This is a genomic window from Blastocatellia bacterium (genome assembly GCA_025054955.1).
Classification (GTDB): Bacteria; Acidobacteriota; Blastocatellia; order HR10; family J050; genus JANWZE01.
This window is the reverse complement of the sequence record JANWZE010000102.1, coordinates 1-19,367: the sequence shown is the minus strand read 5'-3', so window position 1 is coordinate 19,367 and position 19,367 is coordinate 1. Positions and strand designations below refer to the sequence as shown.

Annotated in this window: 15 protein-coding genes; all 15 read right to left on the bottom strand. The window is 55.6% G+C overall.

The window, feature by feature from the left end:
* Positions 1–45 precede the first annotated feature (45 nt).
* Complete coding sequence (locus tag NZ823_12825; protein MCS6806007.1) at positions 46–726, bottom strand: cytochrome c oxidase subunit 3; 681 nt, start codon at positions 724–726, stop codon at positions 46–48.
* 21 nt (positions 727–747) lie between these two features.
* Positions 748–2,520 (bottom strand): cbb3-type cytochrome c oxidase subunit I, encoded by a 1,773-nt coding sequence (locus tag NZ823_12820; GenBank protein ID MCS6806006.1) that lies wholly within the window; start codon positions 2,518–2,520, stop codon positions 748–750.
* Positions 2,521–2,701: 181 nt separating this feature from the next.
* Positions 2,702–3,493 carry a cytochrome c oxidase subunit II gene (coxB, locus tag NZ823_12815; GenBank protein MCS6806005.1) on the bottom strand — a complete coding sequence of 264 codons (792 nt, stop codon included), beginning with the start codon at positions 3,491–3,493 and terminating at the stop codon, positions 2,702–2,704.
* A gap of 108 nt (positions 3,494–3,601) precedes the next feature.
* A complete protein-coding gene (cyoE, locus tag NZ823_12810; protein ID MCS6806004.1) occupies positions 3,602–4,552 on the bottom strand; it encodes a heme o synthase in 951 nt (316 codons plus the stop codon).
* A 127-nt stretch (positions 4,553–4,679) separates the two neighbouring features.
* On the bottom strand, positions 4,680–5,114 hold the full coding sequence (locus NZ823_12805) for a COX15/CtaA family protein (GenBank protein ID MCS6806003.1): 435 nt from the start codon (positions 5,112–5,114) through the stop codon (positions 4,680–4,682).
* Between the two features lie 106 nt (positions 5,115–5,220).
* Entirely contained in the window at positions 5,221–6,222 is a 1,002-nt protein-coding gene (locus tag NZ823_12800; GenBank protein ID MCS6806002.1) for a cytochrome C, read from the bottom strand.
* 112 nt (positions 6,223–6,334) lie between these two features.
* Positions 6,335–7,246 (bottom strand): cytochrome b N-terminal domain-containing protein, encoded by a 912-nt coding sequence (locus NZ823_12795; GenBank protein ID MCS6806001.1) that lies wholly within the window; start codon positions 7,244–7,246, stop codon positions 6,335–6,337.
* Between the two features lie 116 nt (positions 7,247–7,362).
* A complete protein-coding gene (locus NZ823_12790) occupies positions 7,363–8,001 on the bottom strand; it encodes a Rieske 2Fe-2S domain-containing protein (GenBank protein MCS6806000.1) in 639 nt (212 codons plus the stop codon).
* A gap of 439 nt (positions 8,002–8,440) precedes the next feature.
* The gene (locus tag NZ823_12785) at positions 8,441–8,638 is read right to left on the bottom strand and encodes a hypothetical protein (protein ID MCS6805999.1); all 198 of its coding nucleotides are present in this window, start codon (positions 8,636–8,638) and stop codon (positions 8,441–8,443) included.
* A 71-nt stretch (positions 8,639–8,709) separates the two neighbouring features.
* A complete protein-coding gene (locus tag NZ823_12780) occupies positions 8,710–10,902 on the bottom strand; it encodes a cobaltochelatase subunit CobN (protein MCS6805998.1) in 2,193 nt (730 codons plus the stop codon).
* A gap of 61 nt (positions 10,903–10,963) precedes the next feature.
* Complete coding sequence (locus NZ823_12775; GenBank protein ID MCS6805997.1) at positions 10,964–12,829, bottom strand: cobaltochelatase subunit CobN; 1,866 nt, start codon at positions 12,827–12,829, stop codon at positions 10,964–10,966.
* Positions 12,830–12,924: 95 nt separating this feature from the next.
* On the bottom strand, positions 12,925–15,093 hold the full coding sequence (gene bchI / locus NZ823_12770) for a magnesium chelatase ATPase subunit I (GenBank protein ID MCS6805996.1): 2,169 nt from the start codon (positions 15,091–15,093) through the stop codon (positions 12,925–12,927).
* A gap of 364 nt (positions 15,094–15,457) precedes the next feature.
* Positions 15,458–17,542: a S9 family peptidase gene (locus NZ823_12765; protein ID MCS6805995.1), complete on the bottom strand. Its 2,085-nt coding sequence runs from the start codon at positions 17,540–17,542 to the stop codon at positions 15,458–15,460.
* Positions 17,543–18,356: 814 nt separating this feature from the next.
* Entirely contained in the window at positions 18,357–18,920 is a 564-nt protein-coding gene (locus NZ823_12760; GenBank protein ID MCS6805994.1) for a DUF3109 family protein, read from the bottom strand.
* A gap of 135 nt (positions 18,921–19,055) precedes the next feature.
* Positions 19,056–19,367, bottom strand: a 312-nt coding sequence (locus tag NZ823_12755; GenBank protein ID MCS6805993.1) for a carbon-nitrogen hydrolase family protein, incomplete at its 5' end; no start/stop codon positions are given.

Genomic DNA, 19,367 nt, shown 5'->3' with positions numbered 1-19,367 from the left:
TTTCGTGCTTCGGATTTCCCCCGCAGGGGAGCCCTGCGTGGGCTTTCACGTCCAAGCAAACAACAACACAAACAGATAAACCCAGAGCCCATCCATGAAGTGCCAGTAAAGGCTCATCAAATCAATTGCCAGTTCCTTCTTCGGGTGCGTCCACAGGCCAGCGGCCAGCGCGAGCTGGTAGCTTTGGCGCCACATTTTAACCGTGATATAGCCAAGTCCCACAAGACCTCCGGCTAAATGCAGGCCATGCGCCGCAGTGAGCATGTAGAAAAAGGAGCTATGCGGGTTTGTGTTGATGTAAATCCCATCGGCGGCCAGTTGTCGCCAGGCCACGAACTGACCGATGAGGAAGCCCAATCCCAGCAGCGTGGTCGCCGTCAGCCAGCGATTGCACATCAACTCATCGCCATGTCGCAAGCGCTGCCGTGCGCGCTCCAGCGTCACGCTGCTCAGCAGTAAAAGCGCAGTTGTCAACCAGAGGACAACAGGCAGGTTGATCGGTTGCCAATCCTGGCCCTGGCCCTGACGAATGACATAGGCGCTGGTGAACGCCACAAAGAGCATGAAAATGGAGACCAGCGCCAGACCCATGCCTAAGCGGTAGGCCGAAGGCGGAGGACTCGGTTTATCGAAGCCGCCGCCGTTATCCCTGTTTCCCCCATCGTCTGGTGGCCAACCGGGCGCGCGGCCGTATGTCTCTGGCTTGGGCGGTAGTGTTGCAACCATCTCACTTTGCTCCCTGCTCGGTCAGTGTTTGGCGACGGCCAGTGGCGGGTCCGTCTGCATGATGTAATCCTTGGGCGCCCCTGGCACTGAGTATTCGTATGGCCCGTGATGGACAACGAGCTGGCGACCGCCGAAATTATCGAACGGCGGCGGTGAGCTCGTCGCCCACTCAAGCGTTGTCGCTTCCCATGGATTGTCCGGCGCCTTTGCGCCCTTCTTCATGCTCCAAAACAGATTGAACAAGAAGATGAATTGACCGAGCGCCATAATGATCGCAGCGACGGTGATGAATTCATGCAGCGGCAACGCACTCCCCAGAAATTCGTATGCTGTTGACTGAGCGTATCGTCGCGGATGTCCCATCACGCCCAGGATGTGCATCGGCACGAAGATGGCGTAGACGCCGATGAACGATAACCAGAAATGTAATCGTCCCAGCCCCTCGTGCATCATGCGACCGAACATCTTCGGAAACCAGTAGTATGTTCCGGCGAACATAGCGAAGATGGCCGCCACGCCCATAATCATGTGGAAGTGACCAACGACGAAATAGGTGTCGTGGTAAAACAGGTCGAGCGATGACTGCCCAAGCACCATGCCGGTGACGCCGCCGGAGACGAACAGCGACACGAAGCCAATAGAAAACAGCATGGCGCTGGTAAACCGGATGCGTCCACCCCACAGCGTGCCGAGCCAGTTGAACGTCTTGATGGCTGATGGAATGCCGATGGTCAGCGTGATGACGGAAAAAGCCAACCCGCTGAATGGACTCATGCCGCTGACGAACATGTGATGCCCCCAAACGAAAAATCCTAGCAGGCCGATGGCGAAGATAGCGATCACCATTGCGCGGTAGCCATAAACGGGTTTGCGGGCAAACGTAGCCAGAATCTGCGATGTTGCGCCCATGCCGGGCAGGATGGCGATATAGACTTCCGGGTGCCCGAAGTACCAGAACAGATGTTGCCAGAGAATCGGCGAGCCGCCGCTCCGATTGATCACTTTGCCGCTCACAATCAAGCCTTCAGGGAGGAAAAAGCTTGATCCGGCATTCCGGTCTAGCAACAGCAGCACGCCGCCGGCCAGTAACACAGGAAAGGCCAGCAGCGCCAACACAGCCGTCGTGAACCAGGCCCAGCAGGTCAGTGGCAGTTTGAAGAGATCTAGCCCCTTCGTCCGCATATTCAGCATCGTTGAGATGAAATTCAACGCGCCCAGCAGTGAGGCGACACAGAAAATGGCGATGCTGATAACCCATAAGTCTTGTCCAAGACCTAAGCCAGGACCGGCAATCTGCCCCAGTGCGCTCAATGGTGGGTAACCGGTCCAGCCCGATATTGGCGCGCCACCCGTTACGAAGAAAGCGGCCATCAGGACAACAAAGCCGACGAAGGTGAACCAGAAGGAAAGCATATTGAGGACTGGGAAGGCCATGTCGGCTGCGCCGATTTGCATGGGCAGAAAATAGTTGCCAAATCCACCTTGTGGCGCAGTCGTCAGCACAAAGAAGACCATGATCGTCCCGTGCATCGTCAGCATGGCCAGGTAAAACTCCGGCTTCATTTGACCGCCGGCGAAGCCTTCGGGAAAGAGGGCCGCTAGTGTCGGCCAGGTCTCGGTCGGCCAGGCCAGTTTGATGCGCATCAATAATGATAAGCCCATCCCTATAAATGCAGCGACCAGCGCAAGAAAGTAGTACTGCAGCCCAATGATCTTATGGTCGGTGCTGAAAATATACTTCCGGATGAAACTGCTCGGCGGTGCGTGATGATGAATGGTGGTTGTCGGTTCCATCGTCTCTCCTCAGAAAAAGTGGCACAGGCATTCCTGCCTGTGGCGTTTTTCATCGTTTCTCTCGCGTCGTCCGGACGACATGAACAACTCCTCTGCAATCCCCGCTGGGGGAAATCCGAAGCATGAAATCCGAAACGTTTCGAATTTCGGATTTCGTGCTTGGGATTTCCCTCGAAGAGGGCTACGGCGCTCGTTCCTTGAGCCAGTTTTGGAATTCCTCGTCTGACATCACGTTGATGAAGGCTTTCATCTGCCAGTGAAGTTGGCCGCATAACTCAGCGCATGCGACTTCATATTTGCCGGGCTTGGTCAGTGTGAAATGCATGAACGTCGCCAACCCCGGCACGGCGTCTTGTTTCATGCGGGCGTGAGGGACGAAGAAGTTATGGGTCACATCTTTGGATTTCAGGATAAGGCGGATCGGGCGATTGACCGGAACGGCCACTTGATTTTGGGTGACCACGTCGTCGCGTGCCGCCGGGTCTTTATCATCGAGGCCAAGCGGGTTGCCGGCCGCATCGTCAACCAACTTGACATCGGTTCGTCCAAACACGCCATCGGGACCAGGGTAGCGAACATTCCAGGCAAATTGCTGCCCGGTGACTTCGATCATGAGGGCATCCCGGGGCGGGTCTGTGAGGTGGAAGTGAGCCCACACGCGTTGGCCGGTAATGCCCAGCATGACAAAAACGGCAGCCGTGATCAGCGTCCACGTGGTCTCCACCTTGGCGCTCCCTTCGGTGTAGGTGGCCGGGCCGGGTTTCTTGTCAGTGAACTTGAAGACGCACCACCCAAGCCCGATTTGCGCCAGCGTGAACGCGATGCCGACAATGATGATCGTCATTAAGTATTGCGAATCCCATCCCTGTCCGTGAAGTGAGATCAGCTCCGGCATTGGCCACCGGCCGGAGAGAAACATCCACAATGTGGCCGCTGTGACAGCCCAAATTAGTATAGCTACAGTCGCCCCCATGATGCCTCCTCGAAGCCCTCTTCCAGGGAAATCCGAAATCCGAATCTCGAAATCCCAAACGTTTCGAATTTCGGATTTCATGCTTCGGATTTCCCTCGAAGGGGACCATTACATCAAACCGAATTTCATGCCAACAGGATTAAGCACCATTAGTCCAAACAGCAACGGCAAATAAAGAACCGAGGCCAGCAAGAGTCGGCGCGCTTCCCATTTCGTTTTGAACAACGCCATGCGGATTGCCGCAACCAAAAACAGCGACCCCAGGATCAACGCCCCGACTAAGTACATCTGGCCGGAAAGCCCCATCCACGTGGGCAGCAAGCTGACCGGCAGCAACAGCGCGGTGAAAGCGACGATTTGCCGAGATGTCGCCCTGCCTTCCGATTCGATCGCGGGCAACATGCGAATCCCGGCGCGCGCGTAATCTTCTCTGTACAACCAGCCGATGGCTAAGAAGTGCGGGTATTGCCAGAGAAATAGCACAAAAAATAAGAGCCACGCTTCGCTATCGAAATGACCGCGAGCAGCCACCCAGCCCAACAAGGGCGGCACCGCGCCCGGCATCGCGCCAACGAGCGTGCACAGCGGGCTTCTTGTTTTCAGCGGGGTATACATCAACAGATAACTGAGCAATGTGAACAGCCCAATCCATCCGCTCAACCCATTCACACACAGAGCAAGCACGCCGATGGCCGCTATAGACAACAATGCGCCGAACCAAAACGCTTCAGTTGGATGCAGCCGGCCAGCCGGCAGCGGGCGCTGCTCAGTGCGCTTCATCAGGCCGTCCACGCGCCGCTCCTGATACTGGTTCAATGCAAAGATGCCGCCACTGAGCAGGCCAATCCCGGCGATGGTCCAGAGGAATCGGCCCACATCAAACGAGGCTCGCGACCCCAAGCAGAACCCAGCCATTGCCACGAGCAAAATCAGCATGCTCAGGCGCGGCTTGGTCAATTCCAGATAATCACGCCAGACAGCCCGCATGGGCCGCCGACTCGATGCAGCCCAGTCCAACCGAACAAGGCCAGCTTTCATCAGTGCGTCTTGATCAATCATCGTAATATGTTCTCAGCTCACAGCCGATGCGCTGCAGCATCGGCTGCTCAATAGCCACAGATTGCACAGATTAATTCAGATATTGCACTCTGTGCTAATCTGTGCAATCTGTGGCCCTCATCCACGCTCACACATCAGACCATGAGATGTTCCTCACATCAGACGTTTGGGAACTCGCCTCCGAAGCCTGAATTTTGATTCTGTAGAGCCGGAGCACAATGACGACAGCCATCGCTAAGGTCAACGCGCCTCCGGCGACATGGGCTACAGTCAGCGAGACCATGTAGAAGAGCGGCTGAGGATCATCGTATGAAGCGACGCGGGCAAAATAAGCTGCAATCCCCAGCGCCAATTGCACAACCAGTAACCCAAGAGTCCACCGCGCCGGCCGTTGCAGATAGATTGATGGTATATGCTTCAGAATCGTCAGCAATGTCCAGCCAAGCAAAATCGCTACTAGCACGGCACCGAGCAGATGCGGAATGATCCCCAGCCAACCGTGACGGAAAGCGGCGCCCAGCAGGAGCTGCACGAAGATGGCGATGACAGCCGCTGTGCCCATGGTCGCGGCGAAGCGGATTCTCTCATCAGCCCCCGCCGGGGGAGATTCGGAACGTTTGGGATTTCGAATTTCGTGCTTGGGATTTCCCGCTGCGCGGGTTTGGGATTTAAATGTTCAACCACGGCGACACCAGCACATACTTGATCCGGAAAACAAGCCGCAAAATCATCTTTGCGGGCAAGCCGATCAGAACGGTAATGGCGAAGAACTGAAATGTCAGGTACTGCAACAGACTTGTGCGCGCGAAAATCTTTCGATCGAACTCGGTGCGTGTGACCCAGCGATGAATAGCCCAGCCGGACACGGCGTAGAAGAGCGCGATGGCCACCACGCCGATCACAATTCGTCCGATGACCGTCTGGCCGATGAAGTCGGGGAACAGATCGGGTAAATTCCGATTCACCTCATAGACCACCATGCTATGGTCCCAGGTCTGGCCGGGCCAAAACCACAACCAACCGGGGCCACGCATGAACGTGCCGATAAACACCAACATCAGCCAGATAAAGAAGCCGGCCCCAAAACTCAGGATGGCGACCTTCCGCTGTTTGATGGTGTAGTAGCCCGAGCCTAGCGGATTGGAGTCCACGTACGGAAACACCATCAGGCCGATGATCAACAGCGTGGGCAGAACGACGCCGGCAAACCAGGGATCGAAATAGACCAGCATCTCTTGTAGCCCGACAAAGTACCAAGGCGCCTTCGAGGTCAACGGGGTCAAACTGGCATTGGCCGGTTCCTCCAAGGGAGCGTCAAGCGTGATAGACCAGACCATCAAAATCAGCGTCACAATGATGAACGCGAGGAATTCCACGCGCAGCAGGTATGGCCAAACCGGCAGCTCGCGCGCCCAGCCTTGCTTGAACGGATAGATTTTGCGGTGATGCGTCTTGGCCAATTCCTTGTCAGCTTCCAGTTGCTCAATGAGGCGGTCAGTCTGTCTGGCTTGACGGACGGCCAGCCAGGTATAAAACGGCACGAGAATGGCCAGCGCAGCAATCGGAATATTGTCCGGTAGGGTGAGAATCTCCCAAAGCTGCTTGATCCCCAACAGCAGGGCTATTGGAACGGCGGTCGGTGATAAATTCCACAACCCTTCAGCCATCATCTATCTCCTCCGTAGCCCTCTTCGGGGGAAATCCGAAATCCTAAATCCGAAATTCGAAACGTTTCGGATTTCCAGATTCGGATTTGGAATTTCCCTCGAAGAGGGTTTGGGATCACTTTTTCTCCGGTTTCATCTCCGATTCCAGCATGACGGGCGCCGGACCAGAAATGCCGCCATCTTTGCGCACGCGCCAGAAATGCACAGCCATCAGGATCGCGGCGAACAGCGGAATCGCAATGCAATGCCAGATGTAAGCCCGCAGCAGCGCGTTGGAATCCACAATCGAACCGCCAAGAAGCGCGAATCGCACATCATTGTATGGCGTCATCCCCAGTTGAGGTCCGAACGGCCCTTCGTGACCCAGCAACGGTGTGGCGCGAGCCATATTGGTCCCCACGGTCACAGCCCAGAAACCGAGCTGATCATCGGGCAACAAGTAACCGGTGAACGACAGCAACATGGTCAGCACAAGTAGCACCACACCAACGCACCAATTGAACTCACGCGGCTTCTTATAGGAGCCGGTCATGACCACACGGAACATGTGCAGCCACGTCGTGATCACCATCAAGTGAGCCGCCCATCGGTGCATATTCCTGAGCAACCGACCGAATGGAACATCGTGCGCCAGGTAGAGAATGTCACGAAAGGCCACCACCTTCGACGGATGGTAATAGAACATCAACAACACACCTGTCCACGTGAGCACAATGAACAGATAAAACGTGATGCCGCCCATGCCCCAGGTGAACCCGTAACGGACCGCATCGCGATTGATGCGCGCCGGATGCAAATGAAGAAACACATTCGAGAGGACGGCCAGCGAACGAGTGCGCGGGTCATAGCGCTCGTGCTTGACCCGAAAGATGGATTTCCAAAGCTGTGTGTTTTGCGGGTCCTCTAGATCAGCTTTCCGAAGAGCGATTTCCTCTTCGTATTTCTGTTTCAGCAACTCCGCGTCTTGACGGACCTGATCAATCAGGCCAACGCCGCTCTTTGGTACATTCTTGCCGTCCGGTTCCATAGGCGTTTCTCCCTAGCCCCCGCCGGGGGAAATCCGAAGCATGAAACCCGAAACGTTTCAGATTTCGATATTCGGATTTCCCTCGAAGAGGGCGTTGCAGCTCTCCGAGCGAAAACTCACACAACCAGAAACGAGCCCTCCGTCTCAAACCCACACGGTTCACCGGGTGGGCACTTATAGAGGCGGCTCGTGTTGACGACGATCTGACCTGTTGCATCCAGCTCGATGTGCGCCCGATCTAATGGGCGCGGCGCCGGACCTTCAAAGTTGATGCCTTCAATATCGAAGCCGCTCCCGTGGCAGGGACATTTGAATTTCTTCTCGCTTTCGTTCCAGTTGGGCGTGCAACCCAGATGGGTACAGCGCGCGTAAATCACGAACAACTTATCCGGCTGACGCACAACCCACACGCGGTAGGCTTCCTTGAAGCGCTCATCAACACCCAAGTTGAAATCTGATGGCGATCCAATGCGGAACACTGGGCTTGGCTCAAACAGGGCGCGAGGAAAGAAAAAGCGCAAAAACATCAGAAAGTTTGCCGCCAGAAACCCGGCCACAAAGGTCCATGTGAAGCGCCGGCGGGCTTTGGCAATGGGCGACGCTGACGCATTCTTGCTCGATTCCTCAGTCGCCTCTGTCGCGGCTCGCGTCGCAGGCTTGGCTGTCTTGGCCGGCACAGTGGTAGACGGCTTTGGTTGAGGAGTTTGCCCAGATGTGTGCTCTGTGGCAATGCTCGAAGGCTGCAGTTGTTCCATATCTGACAAATGAGCTCCCTACCCCGGTTTCATGGAGAGGCCGGATTATATGGCTGCGTCATTGTTTTTGTCAAGAAATGCCTCTGGTGGGCCTGGCCAACGGGACATCCGTCAGAAGGCCGCTAGCGCGCTACTTCATAAGACCAGCACTCAACCGCCGATCGGGTGATCACACACTCGACATCTCAAACGACGCTTGGCATTCAAATTGCCACATGAGGGACAGCGATTATACATGCTCCGAGTCAGTAGCTGTGTGAGCACGGCGCTAATGCCCAATATCCCGATCACTAGCCCCACACTTATGATCGTGTCCATAGCCCTCTCCGAGGGAAGCTCCAAATCCGAATGTCGGAATCAGGAGCCCGCTTCGAGGGAAATCCGAATCTCGAAATCTGAAACGTTTCGGGTTTCAAATTTCGTGCTTGGGATTTCCCCGCTAAGGGGCGTTACCTTTTTTCCTACTTCTGGCCCAGATTACCAGTTGAAACAAAACGGCGATGAGAGCGCCGCTGATAAACCCGTAGATGGGCGTTTCCATCCTGAAAGCCGTCATGTCCAAAAATCCGCCCATCGCGGCTCCGGCGATCAGATAGATCAAGAAGTGAAAAGGCCTATCGCGGCCCGATGTGGCCATCAGTCATTCTCCAAGTTCATGAATCGCGTGGTTGCGCTCAAAATTGTCCAGACCGCAGTCCGATGTCGCCATCAGTCGTTCTCCAGGTGAAGCGCGCGTGCTTGCTGTTCAATTAGCCCGTAGAGCTGTTCGCGCTGATGGCGATCCGGCGATTGTCGGTAAGCCATGATCAATTCTTTCAGTGAGGCCAATTCCTTGTAGAGGCCGGCGTTTTCCATCGGCGGCGTCAAGTACGAAATCAGCTCGGCATACGACCGGCGTTTAGCAATCGTGCCTTCCGACGGATTGTTCACACTGTACAGATAGATGTTGGGGAAGTCACCGATCAATCGGTCAGGCCAACATCTATCGGACAGGCCAACCTGTTTGCCGGGCATAAATTCTAGTGCCCCATGCGTGCCGACGTGCACCAACGCATCGGCGCGAAAAATGTGGTTGAGATAACAGTAGAAACCCATGAACGCATGGTGAGGCGCGCCGCTTTCAGCCAGCAGCAGCCGTGTTGGATCACCTTCGTAGCCGAACGTCGGTTGAATCCCGATGAACACGTGACCCAATTGAGCGCCGTATATAAGGATGTCGCTCCCATGCGTGTTGATCGAGCCGGGGGCAGGGCCCCACTCAGCTTCAATCTCTTCAACGTAGGGACACAATCGCCAGTATTCGTCCGCAGGCAGCCGGTAAGCCACCTGGCCGAGAGCCGCGTGATCATCCCCCAGCACCAGGTGGCGCAATTGATCAGGAGATTCCGGCGCTTGCACGGTATAGCCTTCGGCCTGCAACCGGCGCAAGATTTCCCACAGGCTGGCGAACACGTCAAGGTCGGCAGCCGTTCCCACATTCCCTTTGTTCGGAGGGAAACAATAAATGACGAATCCGAGCCGCACCGCAGCGCGTGGCAATCGTTGCAGCCGATTCCACCGCGACAATCGCCGCGCAATCCGCTCTGTTCGTTCTGGGATCGGTTCCGGTTGATCGTGGCCTGATGGCACGCCGGCAAAAACCAATGGCTCGGTCGCTCCGTCTATCTCTGGAATAGCGATTTGCATCGTCGTCTGCACCGGGTTCAATCCAATTCGACTGCTTGACCATTGCTCAATGGTTTGCATGTCCATGCTCACGACAGTGCGCAGCGGTCGTTTGAGCGCAGCGAGCCAGGCCACAGCCGCCGCGCTGTCATTGCGACCAGGACCACCGACAAAACTGAACCCGGTGAGCGAAACAATCTGACTCACACGCGGCTGCCCAGTGGCGGCGTCCACGAAGAACGATTGGGCAGCCTGACGATTATCCATGAGCGTCGAGATAATGGGTAAAACAGAAAGGCCCTCTGCTTCACAGGCGCGAATCAAGGCATCGTAATGCCGATGAGCGCCACTGATCAGTTGTGGTCGCAGCAAGAGGAACCCGATGGCCTGCTCAGGATCAAAAGCCCCCTTCGAGGGAAATCCGAAATCCGAATCTCGAAATCCCAAACGTTTCGGATTTGGAATTTGGTGCTTCGGATTCCCCCGCATGTTGTACCATGCAAGGTATTCATCGAATGATTGAAAGAGTGCCGGAGCATCTGGGTGGTATATTCCCACCACCGGATGACTCTCGGGTGGACTGACCGTGATTCGACGGTGATAACCCGGAACGTAGTGCTTGATCGCATAGAGCAGCATCTGCCGGATATTGGTTGGTGTCGGCTGCATGAAATAGCAAAAGAGCTGAAGGTAGTGCCTGGCGTCTTTCAGCCGACCCGTTGCAGGAACAAAGCGAAGCAGGCGAGGAATGTACTCGACCAATTTGAGGTATTGGTTTGTGCTTTGATTTTCACGACGGGCTCCATTTCTCCCATTGCGTACCGAGAAGTGCGACATCCAGGCTCCCAACTTCCGCAGCAGGGCGAGCGCCTCTGATGAGCGGTCCTGTGCGCCACGTGGCGCGAACCATGAACCGCGCAATCGGCCCATGCGCATGCGTCGCATCAGCTCGGGCATGCAGTTGATGACAACAACTGCATGATGGCGAGCCTGATGCCGGTCGAGTGCAGCAGCCAAGCGAGTCGCGTTGTCCGGATCGGTCACATGGATGAGAAAAATAATATCTGACTCGGCGATGTCACGCTCTACGGCCAGCCAATCAGCATCTCGGATCGGCAGTGTGCAATTGTAAGCCTTCAGCCGCAGGCCTAAATTCAAGGCTTGATTGATGTCAACTTCGGCCCGCATCAGCGGCGCCAGCAAACTTGAGCCGACGTAGAAAACGGTGAGCTTCATAGCCCCTGCGGGGAAATCCGAAGCACCAAGTTCCAAATCCGAAACGTTTGGGATTTCGATACTAGGACTTCGGATTTCGCTGGAAGAGGGTTTCGGATTTCGATATTAGGATTTCGGATTTCGCTGGAAGAGGGCTGCTGACTCCTTCAAGCTCGTCTTCGATCTGTCCATAGATATGGCGCAGGTCTTCAATCACCTGCGGATCAGTTTGCCACAAACCGCGCCCATGCGCTTCCAGCAACCGGCCAACGAGGGCGCGCGTCGAGTGAGGATTCAACTGGCGAAGACGGCTGAGCATGCCAGGATCTTGCAGGAACGTGCTGGAAATTTCGTCATAAACCCAATCTTCCACCGCGCGCGTTGTGGCGCTCCACCCGAATGTGTTACTGACGTGCCGCTCAATCTGCGCGACGCCGCTGTAACCGTGTTCAAGCATGCCTTCGTACCATTTCGGGTTGAGCGTTTTCGTCCTTGTTTCCAGTTTCAATGTCTCTTCGAGTGAGCGAATTTTCGGTTGCATGGCGAGTCCATCGCACAGGAAGACGCGCGGCCGCTTCCCAGATCGTTGTTCAACAGCTTGGGTGACGCCGCCCAGATATTCAAAGTAGTGATCCACGTCGGTCAAGCCGACTTCGTAGCTATCAATGTTTTGGTACGTCAGTTCAACACGCGCCAGCGCGCGGTCCATCAGCTCACGTGCTGGCCGGCCTTCCAGGCCATGCCCGTAAGCGAAACTTTTGCGTGTAACGAACAAGTCGCCCAGCTCTCGCGCCGATTCCCACTGACTGTCCAACACCATGAAGTCAACATTGGTGCCATAGTTGCCGGCAGCATTGGAGAAGACGCGAATCATGCTCTCCTCATACGAGTCGCCTTGCTGCACTTGTGCTAGGACATGCTGCCGGGGGAAATTCATCTGGAGCGGTTCATCCAGCGCCACCACGGTTCTCACGGCTTTGTCTAGCAGATTCATGGTGGGAGCGAATAGGTCACGGAAAATGCCTGACACCGTCATGACGACGTCAATGCGCGGGCGACCCAGTTGGCCAAGTGGTATCACCTCCACATCCACCACTCGGTTCATGGCGTCGCGTCGCGGTCGAACTCCCAGCAGCCACAGGGCCTGCGCCACGCCTTCTCCTTGCGACTTGATGTTGTCCATACCCCACAGCACCATCGCAATCGTTTGCGGGAACCGTCCCTGCTCACGGCGAAAGCGTTCGAGCAAAGTTGTGACAACCGCTTCGGATTTCTGAAACGCCCACGGTGAGGGGACGCTGTACGGATTCACCGCATAGGTATTGCGCCCGGTCGGCAGAATATCGGGGTTTTGCACAATGTCGGCGCCTGGCCCCGGTTCGATGTATTCGCCACGCAACGCGGCAACCAACGCATCGAGTTCCCGATTGGCAACCAGGTGAACGCGAATCCGCTGGAGCAACTGAAAGACGCGAACCGATTGCTCAGGCGGCACTGACGCTTCTCGTCGAAAGAACTCAACCGCGCTCCGAACAGCCGAATCATCAGCCGGCATGGCTAGAAACTGGCTAATACCAGCTTTCACCAGTGCTTCAACCTGTTGCCCCCGCGGGGGGAAATTCGAAGCACGAAATCCCAAATCCGAAACGTTTGGGATTTCGAGATTCGGACTTGGAATTTCCCTCGAAGAGGGCTTGGGATTTCGAGATTCGGATTTCGGAGTTCCCTCGAAGGGAGCATCGAGGCCAAGTCCGGCGGCGACCAGCGCGTGAAGCGACCGAATCTGCAGCTCAGGGCGGTCGAACGACGCCACGGCGCACAGTATGTCAACCAGGTTATTCCCTGCCGGCGCGCGTCCCACCACGTGCAATCCGGTCGGGATGAGCCGCCCTTCAATCTCCAGCAGCTTCTCGTAGAGCGTTTCGACGAATTGATCACGCTGATTCATACTGCCCTCTTCGGGGGAAATTCGCCAGAATGAAGCCACAGATTGCACAGATTAGCATAGGGTTCAACATCTGAGTTAACCTGTGTAATCTGTGGCTAGGGGAAATTCCCAGTCCGAATCTCGAAATCCGAAACGTTTCGGATTTCGGGTCCTTCGGATTTTCCCTGTAGGGGCTGCGGATCACGGATTACGGACCACGGGCCACGGACTTGCGATAGTTCCTGCCGGGCGGATTCGACCATGCGCGTCACCGAGTCCGAAATGGTTTGAGCCGTTGGCTGCGGCAAGTGGATATATCGCGCGTTCAGCCATGCGGCGAGTTTGCTCACTTCACCGGTGAGCGAGAATCGGCTCTGCGTGTTGATGACCAGCGCGGGAATTCGTTCTCTAACAAATGAAGCGCTGATTCGCTCCAGTTCGCCCCATACGTCAGGTTGGCCGCTTGAACTCACATTGGCTCGCCCGTCGGTCAGAATCACCATCATTGCTGGCCGCGCGCCGCGCCTATCAGCGCGTTTGGCCAAAGCCAGGGCTGCGAGCAAGCCTGCCCCGAGCGGCGTGCTGCCGCCAACCGGCAATGCGTCAATGAGGCGTTTTGCGCGTTCAACGCTCTGCGTGGGTGGCAGCATTATATCAGCCGACTGGTGGCGAAAGCTGATGAGCGCAACCTGGTCTCGGTGAATGTAAGCCTGTTGCAGAAGCCTGATGACCGCTGCTTTTGCTTGGTGAATGCGGTTTGCTGCCATGCTCCCACTGGCATCCAATACGAAGATAATGAGCAAGCCTGCGCGATGCCGAAACCGTTTCCACCGCAGATCAGCCGGCGCGATCCGTAGCCGGCGCTCCTGGCGCGAATGTCGCCTTAGCGGCTGAGCCGGCGCGGCCACGCGCAACGTTGCGGTCAAAGCGATTTGACCAGCTTGTGGCTTGGTCGGCTCGGTTCCAACGACCCGTCCATGCTGATGGCTCAATGCGCTTGTGCGACGCCGACGAGATGGCTTCGCTAACCCCCGCCGGGGGAAATCCGACATCCGAATCTCGAAATCCGAAGCCCTCTTCGAGGGAAATTCCAAGTCCGAATCTCGAAATCCGAAACGTTCCGGATTTGGGATTTCGTGCTTCGGATTTTCGGCCGGCGGGAATTTCGGATTTGGTGCTTGGGATTTTTCCCGAGGCGCTCCCTGAAAACAATCGTCGAGCGCTCGCTCGATCCGCATGCCAGGGTCAATTTCTCCGAGTGGGTCCTTGCGGAAGCGGTGACGCAGTGACATCGGCGCAACGGCCCTGATGTCCTCGTCAGACACGCTCGTGCGACCATCAAACGCAGCCAACGCCTTGGCAGCGCGCATAATCGTCAGCTCGCCCCGATGCCCATCAATGCCTAACTGGAGACATAACTGAGCAATCTGCCGGAGCCGCACCGGATCAATCGTGACCGATCCAACCAATTGCTGCGCTTGGATGATCTGCTGACGGAGTTGTTCTTGCTGCGACTCCATCTGGGCGCGAAAGTTCGTAGGATTTTGGTCGAATTGTTCCCGTCGTTGAATGATCTGCACTCTGGCATCCACATCGGTGATTGTTTCCACGTGTGTGTGCAGTCCGAATCGGTCCAGAAGCTGGGGGCGCAGCTCGCCTTCTTCGGGATTACCGGAGCCGACCAGCACAAATCGAGCCGGATGGCTTATGCTGATCCCTTCGCGTTCAACGATGTTGCGTCCGCTGGCTGCCACATCCAGCAGCAGATCAACGAGGTGGTCCTCTAGCAAATTTACTTCGTCAATATACAGAAAACCGCGATTCGCCTGAGCCAGCAAACCCGGCTCAAAAGCTCGCACGCCCGTGGTGAGAGCACGCTCAATGTTGAGCGTTCCACATACGCGGTCTTCTGTTGCGCCGATGGGAAGCTCCACAACTGGGACCGCGCTTGAAACAACCGGCAGACGGCCGCGGCGACGTTTTGCTACGCAATCGGAGCAGAGCCACGCCGGATTGTTCGGGTCGCATCCGTATGGACAATTCTTGACCTTGAGAATCGGCGGCAGCAAATCAGCCAGCGCGCGAACGGCTGTTGATTTGCCTGTGCCCCGATGTCCCATGATCAGCACGCCGCCGATCAACGGGTCAATCACGTTCAGAATGAGCGCCAGCTTCATCTCCTCCTGTCCGACAATTGCGGTGAAGGGATAGACCGGCTGGGCGATCAATCCGGGTTGGTCGTGCTGCGCCTGTTCAGATTTTCTTGTGCGTTTGATCTTTGACATGCAACCCTCTTCGAGGGAAATCCGAAATCCCAAGCACGAAATCCGAAACAAGTTCAAACGTCAAAATCCCAATGTTCCAAACACTGCCCCAATCCTTGTTTCACATTTGAGAGTTTGGTCATTGGAATTTGTTTTGAATTTCGGATTTGGAGCTTCGAGTTTCCCCACAGGGGTTAGCGAGGCTGCCGCCATAAGAGGTCTTGACTGTCTTCAGCCTCTTGCCCATCAATAATCGTTGCGGATAATGCAGCGCGAATTGACGTCTCCGTCAGCAATTGAACGAAACTCTAGTTGATGCACTGGGCAATGTCAACTCGGCCATCTTCCCTGCTCCGACCTGATGCGATGGGGAACGTCAACTCGGCTATCTCCCCTGCTCCAGTCTGGCCGTCGGCGCCGGCTCTTTGAGCCACTGATCGAGCCAACCAATAACTGTCTCATGCCACAAAATGCTATTGTGTGGTTTCAGAATCCAGTGGTTCTCGTCAGGAAAGTATAGGAATTTGCTCGGAATGCCGCGCCGTTGCAACGCGGTGAACGTAGCCATGCCTTGCGTCTCAACCACGCGAAAATCGAGCGCGCCGTGAATCACGAGCATCGGCTTCTTCCACTTGTTGACCAGGTTGATGGGATTATGTTTTTCGTAGCTGCGCGGATTCTCCCACGGCGTTCCGACATGGTCCCATTCGGGGAACCATAACTCTTCTGTGTTAAAGTAGGCCAACCGCTCGTCCAGGTTACCAGCATGAGCCACCAGACAGCGGAATGGTTCCGACCAAACGCCGGCGATCCAATTGACCATGTAACCGCCATACGAAGCGCCAAGCGCAGCCACGCGATTGCCGTCCAGCCACGGATATTTCTTGAGCGCTGCCGCCAGCCCTCGTTTGAGGTCTTCAAGCGGTTTTCCACCCCAGTCGCCGCGAATCGAATCGGTGAACGCTTGCCCATAGCCTGTCGAGCCATGAAAGTCCACCATGATGACTCCATAGCCGGCGCCCGCGTAGGCTTGCGGATTCCAACGGTAATGGAAGTGATTGCCAAATGAACCCTGTGGGCCACCGTGGATCAAAAAGGCGACCGGATATTTCTTCGCTGGGTCGAAGTCAACGGGCTTGACCACATAAGCGTAGACGGTTTCGTTGTTCCAGCCCTTGAACGAAAATTGTTCAAACGCTCCCATCCGAGCCGCAGCGACTTTCTCAGCATTGATACGTGTGATCTGGCGAACATCGCTGCCGTCGGGATTGACCGAGAAGAGCTCAACCGGCGAGTAGAGATTATCCAAGCCGTAGACGATTCGTTGACCGGCAATGCCCGGTGAGCTGACCGTTCCATCCTTGACCACCGTGCTCACTTGCCCAGATGCTACGTTGATGGCAAACAACGATGTCTGACCGATATTGTCAGCCACGGTGTAAATCGTTTGGCTGTCAGCCGACCAAACGATTGTCGCCGCAGACCGGTCCCATGCTTGCGTCAAGACGCGCTCAGGCCCGTCAGGCCATGGACGCAGCATGATGCGGTAGCGGTCTGATTCGTAACCGGGCCGCGACATTGCTAGGTAGGCCAGCGTCCTGCCATCAGGCGAAAAACGCGGCATTGTATCCCATGCCTTATTGGCCTCTGTCAGACAGCGCGGCGGCCGAGAACCATCCGCTGGCACAAGATACAGGTCGAAATCAGTTGACCACGCTTCTTCGCGGCCAGCATCGCGAGCCGTGAAGATGAGCGAGCGCCCATCCGGCGTAAACGTGATTTCTTCAGTGCCGCCAAACGGCTTTGATGGCGTATCGGCGTCCATTCCTTTCATCACGTCAACAGCGGTTGTGCCGCCTACGGGCATGACAAATAGGTGCGATCGTCGCCCATCTTTCCAGGTGTCCCAGTGCCGAATGAATAGTTTCTCGTAAATCCGACCGCTGGCCTTCCGCTTGCTGAGCTCATCCAGGCGCTTGACCGTGCATTCAACCGTTTGACAATCAGGAAAGACCTCCATGGTCAACGCCAGATGCGAACCATCCGGTGAAAGCACAAACACGCCGACATCCAACGGCAAGTTCGTCATTCGTTCCGGCTCGCCGCCATCAACGGGCATCTTGTAAACTTGCGATGAGCCAGCGCGGGTCGAGAGAAACCAAATGTCTTTCCCATTTGGAGCCCAGCGCGGATGAAAGTCGCTGGCCGGATGCACCGTGAGTTGCCGCAGCCCTGTTCCATCAATGTTAACCAACCAGAGGTCTGTTCGACGACGATTGGCGTCGAGGTCTGTTTTACTCACCACAAAAACAATCTGACGGCCATCGGGCGAAACCTGCGGGTCCTGGATTCGATCCATCGCAAGCATGTCATGCACCGAAAACGGATGCGTGTTTCTGATCGCTTCTGCCTGAACCGATGAGAAACTCCACGTGATGAGCAAAAGTAACCATAATGCTGGTGAACGCATGGTATGCTCCTCCTCATTGGCGTCATTCGTGATCCGTGATTCGTGCTCCGTGGTTCGTGATCCGTGATTCAAGTTGTGGTCTACAGGCCACGGTCTGCGAGCCACGATCCCCGGTCCACGGTCCACGGTTCACGGATGTGTCACGTGTGTTGAAGGCGGATGATTAAGCCTGCGCTGGCTTGTGTCAAGGGGAATCGCCTATACGATCAATCTGGAGAAGTGCCAAAAATTTCCCGAAATTCGATAAAGAGATTCTTTCGCGCTGATTGCGTGTTTCGTGGGCTTATTTTTCGAGGGAATCGCCCATGAACGTACGTTCACCACGAAGGATGAAAATGGTTATATGCAGAGGAGAAGAGTCAGGCGGCCACGGCGAGCCGCCCGTACAGGGTGGCTGTGGGCTCGCGTTTTTGCCAGGAAAGCGGGCAGGCAGGGAGGCCTGTATGGGGGCCTCGCTGTGGGCCCCCGCGTAGAATGCGTGTGAGTGGATAGGACCGAATTCTTCAACCCGCGATTGGTGTTACTCTGTCTCCATCTGTGTTCATCAATGGTGTTTCCGAGGAAACGCTCAAATGTTATTTTCAAGCGAATCGCCCATGAGCTTCGCGCTCGCCACGAAGGATGAGAAGACAATTCTTTCGTGAGATTTGCGTGTTTCGTAGGCTATCTTCAGAGGAATCGCTCATGGGCAATGAGCCCACAACGAACGATGAAAATTCTATTTTCAGAAGAGTTGTTCATGTCGTCCGGACGACGCCCAGAAACGATGAAAAACGCCACAGGCGTGGACGCTTGTACCACTTTCTCTGAGGAGTTACATTGATGGATTGGAGGCCTCGGCCAATGCGCGATAGAATGCTTCGCCATACTTTCTGATGAGACCGTCTTTAACAAATTCGTATACCGGTATGCCACGTTGCCGGCCGAGGTGACAGGCTGGCTCACAGATATGCCAACGGTCGAAATTCAATGCCTCAGTCGTGGACAGTTTTTTGAGTTTGATCGGATAAAGGTGGCACGAGAGTGGTTTGCGAAATTGGATAATTCCTGCCTCATAGGCTTTTTCGATCGCGCAGAAGGCGACGCCATTTTCGAGTACCGCGTAAGCACATGCCCCGCTTTCGATCAACGGCGTTCGTAAGACTCCTTGCGCGTCCTGTGTATATGCTCCATGACGCTGGATGGTTTCGACGCCGGCGCGGCGTAGATAAGGCTCGAGCAGCTTAATGTGTGACTGGAGGAACTCAGCTTCAGCTTCTTCCAGTGGCGCGCCTATGTCGCCTTCGATGCAGCAGGCACCTTTGCAAGCGGCCAGGTCGCAGGCGAAGGGTTGTTGTTTTATCTCGTCGCTGATGAGGATCTCGTTGATGATGATCATTGGGATTTTTGTGGGACGACCACCGGCGCGAACCGAGACAGAGTTCTAGGTGTGTGCTCCCGGGCAGGGTTGTTCGCAAGCTGCTTTCGTTGTTTTTTCAGGAGGTTATCAGACTCTAAGCATTCTCACTCACGCTCACACACCCTGCGGGCTGCTTACGTGAACATGCGGGCCGCTTACATCAAACCGACGATGTTCCAAACAGGGCATCCGCTGGCGCACCTTTGGAATCTGTTCCAGATCGAGCGTCGCCCAAACAATCGTCTCTTCTTGCCCAGCCGCAGCGATGACATCACCCCATGGGTCTGCAATTAAACTATGTCCAAAACTGCTGCGGCGCTCGGAGTGCTGCCCAGTTTGAGCTGGAGCAAGAATGAATACCTGGTTTTCAATCGCCCGCGCTCGCAACAGAACTTCCCAGTGAGCTTGCCCTGTCGGCACAGTGAA